The 10,351-nt window shown below is 43.2% G+C and carries 8 protein-coding genes and 1 pseudogene; 1 reads left to right on the top strand and 8 read right to left on the bottom strand.

What is annotated here, in order from left to right; translation table 11 throughout:
- Positions 1–475: 475 nt before the first annotated feature.
- From R8N28_RS23180 to dusA, 7 genes are all read right to left on the bottom strand, one after another.
- On the bottom strand, positions 476–1,255 hold the full coding sequence (locus tag R8N28_RS23180; protein WP_054729680.1) for a phosphoadenylyl-sulfate reductase: 780 nt from the start codon (positions 1,253–1,255) through the stop codon (positions 476–478).
- Positions 1,248–2,984, bottom strand: coding sequence for an assimilatory sulfite reductase (NADPH) hemoprotein subunit (gene cysI / locus R8N28_RS23185; protein ID WP_017821724.1), 1,737 nt, complete (start codon positions 2,982–2,984; stop codon positions 1,248–1,250). Before cysI ends, R8N28_RS23180 begins: the two co-directional genes overlap by 8 nt.
- Complete coding sequence (locus R8N28_RS23190) at positions 2,984–4,855, bottom strand: assimilatory sulfite reductase (NADPH) flavoprotein subunit (RefSeq protein ID WP_065274911.1); 1,872 nt, start codon at positions 4,853–4,855, stop codon at positions 2,984–2,986. Before R8N28_RS23190 ends, cysI begins: the two co-directional genes overlap by 1 nt.
- Positions 4,856–4,972: 117 nt before the next feature.
- On the bottom strand, positions 4,973–5,203 hold the full coding sequence (locus R8N28_RS23195) for a hypothetical protein (protein WP_005381264.1): 231 nt from the start codon (positions 5,201–5,203) through the stop codon (positions 4,973–4,975).
- A 157-nt stretch (positions 5,204–5,360) separates the two neighbouring features.
- The gene (locus R8N28_RS23200; RefSeq protein WP_065274912.1) at positions 5,361–6,020 is read right to left on the bottom strand and encodes a TIGR04219 family outer membrane beta-barrel protein; all 660 of its coding nucleotides are present in this window, start codon (positions 6,018–6,020) and stop codon (positions 5,361–5,363) included.
- A gap of 98 nt (positions 6,021–6,118) precedes the next feature.
- Entirely contained in the window at positions 6,119–6,334 is a 216-nt protein-coding gene (pspG, locus tag R8N28_RS23205) for an envelope stress response protein PspG (RefSeq protein WP_005381266.1), read from the bottom strand.
- Positions 6,335–6,498: 164 nt separating this feature from the next.
- Positions 6,499–7,542 (bottom strand): tRNA dihydrouridine(20/20a) synthase DusA, encoded by a 1,044-nt coding sequence (gene dusA, locus R8N28_RS23210; protein ID WP_281067057.1) that lies wholly within the window; start codon positions 7,540–7,542, stop codon positions 6,499–6,501.
- Between the two features lie 96 nt (positions 7,543–7,638).
- Here dusA and R8N28_RS23215 point away from each other — a divergent pair, with 96 nt between their 5' ends.
- Complete coding sequence (locus R8N28_RS23215) at positions 7,639–8,739, top strand: tyrosine-type recombinase/integrase (RefSeq protein ID WP_161716219.1); 1,101 nt, start codon at positions 7,639–7,641, stop codon at positions 8,737–8,739.
- A gap of 373 nt (positions 8,740–9,112) precedes the next feature.
- Here the strand turns inward: R8N28_RS23215 and tnpC are convergent.
- Positions 9,113–10,280 (bottom strand): annotated as a pseudogene (tnpC, locus tag R8N28_RS23220) (IS66 family transposase); the annotation flags it as partial.
- Positions 10,281–10,351 lie beyond the last annotated feature (71 nt).

Genomic DNA, 10,351 nt, shown 5'->3' on the forward strand with positions numbered 1-10,351 from the left:
TTTGATACCGAGGTATCTAATTGGATTATCATCAACGAGTGCCCACACAGATTGATAGGTCTATATTGTTAAAGAGCAATTCTTCTTTGTGATTGACATCACTTCGGAAGAGGCGGCCATTCTAGCGAGATAATTTATTGTGTCAAACACTTTCTTCAAATTATTTCGTTTTTCTTTTCAGCCTTATCAACTTCGCTTAACCCCTTGTGAGGCCTTGCCCTGTCGACGAGGAGGCATTATAGAGATCGCGCTCACATTGGCAAGTGTTATTTTTCAAAAATTGCAAAAATAATGGTTAAACGATGAGTTTTCGATCAAACCTTTATTTATTCAACTTTACCCCAAACTCTCACACAACTTATCCACAGAATTGTTCTTTGAGACGTGTTTTTCAAGTACCATAAATAAAGAAAGCTGCTTTATTGCAGCTATCTTTATTAAACTTAACCTAAACTCTATTTAAAGAGCATTATGGCTATATGCCAGACCCATCTTGTTCAGAGCCATCATCTTCGTGTAGGCCACATTCTCGCTTTAAGCCAAAGAATCGAGTTTCTTCCTCTGACATTCCCGGCTCCCATTTACGAGTAGTATGTGTATCACCAACTGAAAGGTAACCTTCATCCCACAATGGGTGGTATTTAAGGCCGTGTTGTTCTAAGTAGTAATGAACGTCTTTATTAGTCCAATCAATTACTGGTAGAAATTTAAACACACCGTTCTGAATTGATAGAATCGGTAAACCTGCACGAGATTTACTTTGCTCTCGACGCAGTCCAGAGAACCACGTTCCAACATTAAGCTCTTTTAACGCTCGACGCATCGGCTCAACTTTATTGAGCTTGTTGTATTTTTCAATTCCCTCTACGCCCTGTTCCCATAATTTTCCATATCGAGCTTCTTGCCAATTCGCACTTTCTTTGGCTCGATAAACTTTTAAATTTAGGTTGAGAGCATCTGTCAGCTCATCGATAAATCGGTACGTCTCAGCAAACAGGTAACCAGTATCGGTTAGAATGACGGGGATGTCCGTTTTGGCGCGAGTAACTAAATGAAGCATAACCGCGGCTTGAATACCAAAACTAGAAGAAACCGCGAACTCGCCTTCTAGATTATCTAAAGCCCACGCTACTCTCTCTTGTGCTGAAAGCTTTTCGAGCTCGACATTAATTTGAGCAAGACGGAGGATTTGCTCCGTCTTTGTTAATGTCAGTAACTCTGTGAGCTCCAGCTTGGATGCTACAGAATCAAGCATGAAAGTCCCTCTTTGATACGAGCACTTCTTGGATAATGCCAGCACGAATAGTGAAATCGCCAAAGGCTTCGCCTTCTTCACGCTCTTTCGACCATCGAGCCACCAGCAGATCAATCTCTTCTAAGATTTGCTTATCCGTGATGTTCTCTTTATACATTTTTGGTACTCGAGTACCGGCACGGTTACCACCTAGGTGCAAGTTGTAACGACCCGGCGCTTTGCCAACTAGACCAATTTCAGCCAACATTGCGCGACCACAACCATTTGGACACCCAGTTACACGCAAAATGATGTTGTCATTTTCTGGTAGGTTGTGCTTCTCCAGAATCCCCTCCACATCAGTAACAAACTGAGGAAGGAAACGTTCAGCTTCTGCCATCGCTAGCGGACAAGTCGGAAAAGCAACACAAGCCATTGAGTTCTTACGCTGTTCACTAACGCCGTCATCCATTAAGCCATGTTCACGAGCGATCTTTTCAATCTTCGCTTTTTCGTTTTTAGGTACACCCGCAACAATTAGGTTTTGGTTTGCTGTCATGCGGAAATCGCCTTTGTGGATTTTGGCAATTTCAGCAACACCCGTCTTAAGTGGTTTGCCTGGAAAGTCTAATAAGCGACCGTTTTCGATGAAAAGCGCTAAATGATATTTACCATCAATTCCTTCTACCCAGCCAATACGGTCACCACGTTCTGTGAATTCATATGGACGGCTTTGCTCAAACTTAACACCAGCACGTTTCTCGACTTCCGCTTTAAAGACATCGCTACCTACACGATCCAATGTGTATTTGGTTTTTGCGTTCTTACGGTTTGAACGGTTACCCCAGTCGCGCTGAGTTGTTACTACAGCTGCGGCAACATCAAGTGTCTTGTCCAGCGGAATAAAGCCAAAGTCGTCAGCGCGGCGCGGATAAGTTGATGTATCGCCATGCGTCATCGCTAAGCCGCCGCCGACCAGGACGTTAAAGCCTACCAGCTTACCGTTATCTGCAATCGCTACGAAGTTGAGATCGTTAGCGTGTACATCTACGTCATTTTGCGGTGGGATAACCACTGTGGTTTTAAACTTACGTGGTAAGTAGTTCTTGCCTAGAATCGGTTCGTCTTCTTCCGTGCTTTCTACTTTTTCACCGTCTAGCCAAATCTCTGCATAAGCGCGTGTTTTCGGAAGCAGGTGTTCACTGATTCTCTTCGCCCATTCGTAAGCTTCTTGGTGTAACTCTGACTCCACTGGATTAGTGGTACACAACACGTTACGGTTTACATCACCCGCGGTTGCAATCGAATCAATGCCAATACTGTTGAGCGTTTGATGCATCAACTTAATATTCGGTTTTAATACCCCATGAAACTGGAACGTTTGGCGAGTCGTCAGACGAATACTTCCATATAAAGAGTGCTCCGTTGCGAACTTGTCGATCGCTAACCATTGCGTTGGCGTGATGATGCCTCCAGGCATACGAGCACGAAGCATCACATTATGTAATGGTTCCAGTTTTTGCTTTGTGCGTTCATTACGGATATCACGATCGTCTTGTTGATACATACCGTGGAAACGAATTAACTGGAAGTTGTCGGCAGTAAAGCCACCTGTAATACGGTCCTGTAAATCTTGCTCAATAGTGCCACGTAATAAGTTGCTTTCTCGCTTCAGGCGCTCGTTATCAGATAGCGGCCCTAACTCTTCACCTAATACAACCTGCTTATTATTGTCCGTAGAAAAAGTCATTAGTACACATCCCTCTGATAACGTTTCGCTTTACGCAGATCATTAATAAATTGTTCTGCATCGTCACGCGGCATCTTGCCTTCTTGTTCAGCAACGATAACCAATGCGTCGTGCACATCTTTTGCCATACGCGTTGCATCACCGCAGACATAGATATAAGCGCCTTCTTGGATCCACTGCCACACTTGAGTTGCGTTTTCTAAGATGCGATGTTGTACGTAAACCTTTTCTACTTGGTCACGACTAAAGGCAACATCCAATCGGCTTAGTACTCCTGACTTGAGATACTTTTGCCATTCCACTTGGTACAAGAAGTCTTGAGTGAACGTGCGATCACCAAAGAACAACCAGTTTTTGCCTTCAGCATCGCGGTTTTCACGTTCCTGAATAAAGCTACGGAATGGTGCGATCCCTGTGCCAGGACCAACCATGATAATTGGAGTGCTATCATCTTCCGGCAGTTTGAAGTTGTTGTTATGCTCAACAAATACTTTAACTTCATCCCCCTCTTCGAGACGCTGTGCTAAGAAACTAGACGCACCACCATATCGTTTTTCGTCGTTTTGTTCGTACTCAACCAAAGCAACCGTTAGGTGTACTTCTTCATCGACCTCTTCTTGGCTTGATGCAATAGAGTAAAGGCGTGGAATCAGACGACGAAGCAAACCAATCAATTCATCTGCGGTTAACTTGGTTTTCTTTTCTGCCAGTACATCAACGATTTGAGTATTTGCAGAGTACTCGCGAAGCTTATCTTTATCTTCAACTAACTTTTGTAGCTTCTTGCTACCGGATAACTCGGCAAACTTTGTGATGAGCTGTGGGTTAGATGTTGTGATTTCATATTTACTCACAAGAGCACTGTGGATTGACAAGCTTTCACCATCAACGTCAACAGTCTCAACCCCAGACAAACCGACCTTACCAAGAATGGCATTTGCAAGTTCCGAGCTATTTTCAAACCACACACCTAGTGCATCACCAGGCTGATACGTTAAGCCCGAGCCTTCTAAGTCGATTTCTATATGACGAACGTCTTTTCCAGAGTCACGGCCCGTGATTTTTTGACTGGTCAGTAACGTCGCAGTGTACGGATTTTGTTTATTGTAAGGAGAGTGCGCAGTCGCAGCTTGACCCACAGGAAGTTGAACCACATCCGCTTCAGAGCCAGAAGACAGTGTATCTTTTACCTTGTCTAACGCATTCTTACGCCATTCAGTTGCAGGAGCCTCATAATCCACATCGCAATCAAGACGCTCGATAAATGGAGTCGCGCCTAGCTTTGATAGGTAAGTGTCGAAGTCTTTACCGGTCTGACAGAAGAACTCGTAGCTAGAATCTCCCAATGCAATAACACCATATTGCAGGTTTGGCAGCTTAGGAGCCTTCTTCGATTGCAAAAACTCATGTAGCTCAATGGCATTGTCTGGCGCTTCGCCTTCGCCGTTAGTCGATGCCACAATAATGACATGCGTTTCTTTGGCTAAGTTTTTACCTTTGTAATCGCTTGCATCAAAAAGTTCGACTGCAATTCCTTCTGCTTTTGCTTCCTGTTCCAGAGCTTCAGCAACACCTTTAGCATTGCCCGTTTGGGAAGCAAAAATAATACTCAACTTACCTGCTGGCTTCGCTGATACGGCTGCCGTTGCTTGTGCAATTGGCGTTACCGCTGTGTTTGGTTGATTTTGAGCTAATCCCCAAAAATAGCCACTGACCCAAGCAAGTTGCTGTGAAGACAACTCAGAGACAGTTTGTTGGAGTGAGCTAATTTGTTGGTCATTCAGAGGGCTTGCGATTGGAGGATTTCCTCCTTGCCCATTATTATCTTCAGACACATTCTTGTGAGAATACTCATTCTTTTGAAAAGACATTATCACGACATCCCTATTCATTGCGTGACGATAGAGTACCCACTCTCCTTAATAACAAGAAAGAATAGAAGTGAATGTTTTATAACTTTTTGGAAGTAAGAACGGCTTACTTTTTGCTCATCGATCTTCAATGCGGACTTGTTGAAAGCCTACTGCCATTGCCGATTTTGACGCAGTATCCAAATCTTCATAAAGACATTCTTCGCCGTGACTGTCCGTTAGAAAAACAAAACCACCGCGCGCATGTCTGAACTCTACAACCCAACCACCCTCTTGGATTGCAGGCTCAATAATCGCTTCGATAAGCTGATTTTCACGGAATAGATGTCTTAGTTCATTTATTGTCATCGCTATCCCTGCTTTAACTTTCACATTGCTCCTAGGTAAGCATGGTCTAAGTCAGCCAAATAGGGAGAAATTTCGATTAGATATAATGAAGTGATATAAAAAAACGCCGCTTATAAAGCGACGTTTTAAGTAAATCGAATATCTAACATGGCTGAATTTAGAACGCGTATTCCGCACTCACAAAGAAGCCGTTAGCAAAAATAAACTCTTTCCCTAGATCCGACATGAATTTATCGGACTCTAAATCAATCACACGGTAACCTCCACGAAAAGCCAGTCGAGCTTTTTCGAGCGGTACATTGTATTGAACACCTGCCATGAAATCGGTGCTTTTGATACCTTTGTTGTCACCAAAGTTTATCTCACCAATCACATCAAAGTTTGTATCCGGAACTTGAATTTCTGCGTAACCATACCAAGCCCAAATCAGCTCATCAAATTCTTCGACACGCCTGCTTGAGCCAGCATCAATGTATTTAGTGTCACTTAAATTACTGAACGTGAGACCCGCATCAAAGTGCAATAAATCATGCTCTAGAACGTGGTAATACAAGGTTAAATCGAGCTTATCGAACCCCATGTAATCCGCATCAACACTTGAGTAACGAAGGCGCGCATTAGGGAAATATTTAACATCATGTTCAATCGCCGCGTAAAAAGTGCCTGCGGTACTGCTATCTCGTCTCACTTCATTAACTTTAGTGTCGGCAGCCCATACCTCTGCGCCGACTTTTGTCGATACAGAGTACTCTGCAAAAACAGGAAAAGATACTGCCAACGATAATGCCGTTAAAGCGATGTTCGCTTTATTTGTCATGTAGTATTTACTCCGAGATAGCTGATATTCACGTAGAGGACGTGAGAGGAAATATACCATATTCTCACGCCTCTCCATCAACTAAATGATGTTACTCATTATTTATAGCGGGGCTGAGCGACGTAATTCTTGAAGAACCAAATACCCAATGCAATCACGATTAACCATGGTAATAGTTTAAGTACCGCTCCAACCATTCCCAGTAAAAACATCACAACTAACGCAATACCAGTTGCTGCGAATACGGTCATCATTGTGATACCCGTAACCAACAAGGTCGCCGCAAAGACTAAAATAAAGATTAGCTCCAACATAATCACTTCTCCATTTGTTTTCAATAAACAGAGCAGTTTCCATACCAACTTACAGAAACGAAGTTAAGATTATGATTTTTAATAAAAAAACAAAGCCAGAGGCATTTCTGCACTCTGGCTTTATCAGTCTTTAGTTGGTAATTTTAGCCATTCACTGGCGAATTTTACACATTCAATTCTTTTGGAATCTTAGCTAGCGCGTCTTGCAATACTTCTAGACCAGAACCTGGTTTGTGCGCATTTTCACTGATATGACGACGCCATTGACGAGCACCGGGCATGCTTTGGAACAAACCTAACATGTGGCGGGTAATATGACCAAGGTACGCACCTTTCGCTAATTGCGCTTCAATGTATGGATACATCTCTTCAACAATTTCGCTGCGTTTCTTCACTGGAGCATTAGAGCCAAACAACTCTTGATCTACCGATGCCAGTAAATATGGGCTTTGGTATGCTTCACGACCAATCATCACACCGTCAAGATGCTGAAGATGTGCTTTTGCTTCTTCTAATGATTTCACGCCACCGTTAATCGCAATCGTTAGGTGTGAGAAGTCTTGCTTCAATTGGTAAGCGCGTGGGTAATCCAATGGTGGGATCTCACGGTTTTCTTTTGGGCTTAGACCACTTAACCAAGCTTTACGAGCATGGATAGTGAACTGCTCACAGCCACCCTTTTCTGAAACAATAGAAACGAAGTCCGTTAGGAATTCGTAAGAGTCTTGATCATCAATACCAATGCGAGTCTTGACTGTTACAGGGATATCGACCACGTCTTTCATTGCTGCGACACAATCCGCAACTAACTGCGGTTCAGCCATTAGGCAAGCACCGAAGCGACCGTTTTGTACGCGGTCAGATGGACACCCCACATTTAGGTTAATCTCATCGTAGCCACGCTCTTGCGCTAGCTTGGCACACGTAGCCAAATCTGCTGGGTTTGAACCACCAAGTTGAAGGGCTAACGGATGCTCTTCTTCGTTATAAGCCAGGAAATCTCCTTTTCCATGAATGATCGCACCTGTCGTCACCATTTCAGTGTACAACAGGGTTTCTTTGGTCATTAAGCGATGGAAGTAGCGACAATGACGATCAGTCCAATCTAACATGGGAGCCACGCTAAATCTCCAACTCTTTGACACATCAATGTTACTAGATAAGTCTATATTTTGCAAAGAATTATGTATTTTCTGTTCTCGATTCATTTTCAATTATTCTCAATCATTTTTCGCTATTGCGTGCCCCATATGAATCCCATAATATATGGGGCACGCATTCAAACAACTATCAAGGAACCATAGATGGCCAGCTTTACATTGGAGAAACGTAAAACTAGCAAAGGGGTGCTGCGATATAGATGTGTTGTTCGATTAAAAAAAGGTAATGAAGTAGTATATCGTGAATCTCGTACTTTCGGGAAAAAAGCCGACGCAAAAGCATGGGGGACAGCGCTTGTATCCAAACTCGAAACGCATGGCCTACCAGGCAAATCCCCGGAAGTCACTCTTCGAGAACTGATCATCATGTACTTAAATGAACCTCACATTGCGCAAAGTATTGGTCGTTCAAAACGTTACGGTCTCAACATGTTAATCGATACAGAATTAGCAAAAATCCAAGCGAACAAGTTGACCGTTGCCAACCTAGTTCAGCACTGTAAAGATCGTAATGACGCAGGGACCAGTCCTCAAACAGTATCCGGTGATATTTCATATCTTCGCAGTGTTCTTAAAGCAGCAAAGCCAGTTTTTGATATAGATGTTAACGATTCTGTCGTACAGGAAGCTTACTATACTCTTTATCAACACAATCTAATCGCCAAATCAAACCGAAGAAGCCGACGCCCTACAACGTCAGAGTTGGAAAGACTCAAGATAGAACTTAAGAAAAGACAAGAACATCGTGCTGCCCATATCCCGTATTTAGATATTCTGGATTTTTCTATTTTGAGCTGTATGCGAATTGGAGAGGTGTGCAAAATTCTCTGGGAAGACGTTGACGAAGGAACTAGAGCTGTTAAGGTTCGAAATCGTAAAGATCCCCGTAAAAAAGGAGGGAATCATATGTGGGTTCCACTTTTAGGGGAAGCTTGGGAAATTTTGAATAGGCAGCCCAGAACAAATGACCGTATTTTTCCCTATATAAGTAAAAGCGTTTCTAGAGGTTTCGAACGTGTAAGAAATTCCCTAGGTATCCAAGATCTTAGATATCACGACCTAAGACGAGAGGGTGCAAGTCGCTTGTTTGAACAAGGCTTCTCGATTGAAGAAGTTGCTCAGGTGACAGGGCATAGAAATCTAAACACCCTTTGGCAAATTTACACGGAGCTTTTTCCAAATCGCGTCCATGAAAAATTCAATTTACTTCAAAGACAAAAGCTATTATCAGAAAAGATAGTCTAATTATCTTCAATAAACTAAGTGCATGTAACCTAGGCGTAAAGTTTGATTACTAATATTTAGATTGGAAGCAGAGATACCCTGAAAATACAATATCAGTTCAGACAACCCAATGCCTTTTATGCCGAGCTAAACATGAGTTACATTAAGTATAAAAATACGCAGTCACTCATGGGCTTTGATGTGATGGACGCACCTCCCTTCTAGCGTCGTTGTACCAAACTAATAGTACAACCATTAAGAGCAGGAGTAACAAGTATGTCTATTAAAGTTGTCGGTATTGATATAGCGAAAATCTCTTCCAAGTGTGTGTTCTGGGTACAAATGGACAAAAACTTCTTAGAGTAATGTAAGCGCTCAATGAACCAGTGAAACCTTACTCTGCCTCACCGATTTCCACATTCCACGGCATGAGGTCAGACATATCATCGTTGAGATCGCGCTTCGGCAACTCACTAAACAGATGTTGGAAGTAGTAGTACGGGTTCATATCGTTGGCACGACAAGTCATCACAAGGCTATACAGGTTTGCACTCGCATTTGCACCGTCCACCGACGTGGAGAACATCCAATTTTTGCGACCAGTCGTGAACGGTCTGATATCTCGCTCAGTCACGTTGTTATCGATACTTATGTCGCCATCTTCCAGATAGGTAAGCAGTTTTTGCCATTGGTTTTGTGTATAGCCGATGGCTTTGCCAAGTAACCCTTTGGGTAGGACGTTTTGACTATCAAGCCATTGTTTGAATTCATCCAATATGGGTCTGGCTTCTTGTTGTCGGAGTTGGTATCGAGATTTCGCATCTAACCCTTTGGCTTTCTTTTCAACTCCGTATAATTTGCTAATGAAGTTCAGCGCTTTCTCGGGCTTGCCTGCTTTTTTCGATGGTGATGCTTTTTGAGCGTCAGTGAGTTTTCTGCGGACATGCGCCATGCAAGCCGCTTGAGTAACGTCTTCAAGTTTGTCGTAAGCGCTGTAGCCATCCGAGAGCAAGTAACCGGAGTAACCCGCTAAAAAGTCTTGTACGCACTGTGCTCGACGACTTGGTTGATAGTCATAGATTACTACGGGATGCTCTATGAACTCACCGCTACGATAGACCCACATGTACGATTTAGATTGCGCTTTCTTATCTTCTTCACGCAAAACTTGAACCGTGGTTTCATCAGCGCAGATAAGCTTTTCTTGCAGCAACTCGTTTTTCATCGCTTCAATGATGATCTGTACCTTGCTTCCCAGTTGAACACACCAGTTGAACACACCAGTTGGCAAGGGTTGCACGACTAATATCAATACCAGAGCGGTTAAGAATATCCACTTGGCGATAAAGCGGCAGTGCATCGACATACTTTGCTGTGACTACGGCGGCGAAGGCGTCAGCGCTTCCAATGCTTTTAGGGATCATGCTGGCGGGCTTTGGTGCAGTGACGATCTTTGATTCAGTCTGTGTTTTTTCACAATGTCGGCAGGCGTACTTAGTGCGTTCGTGGCGTATAACACTGACCTTCTGCGGAATGATTTTCAGCTCCTCGGAGGTTTGTAGTGGTCAACTAAAATTGGCCACGGTTTTAGAGTTTTCCCAATATAATCGTTCTGATTCATTGGGAGTTAGAC

The organism is Vibrio sp. Vb1554 (genome assembly GCF_033344235.1).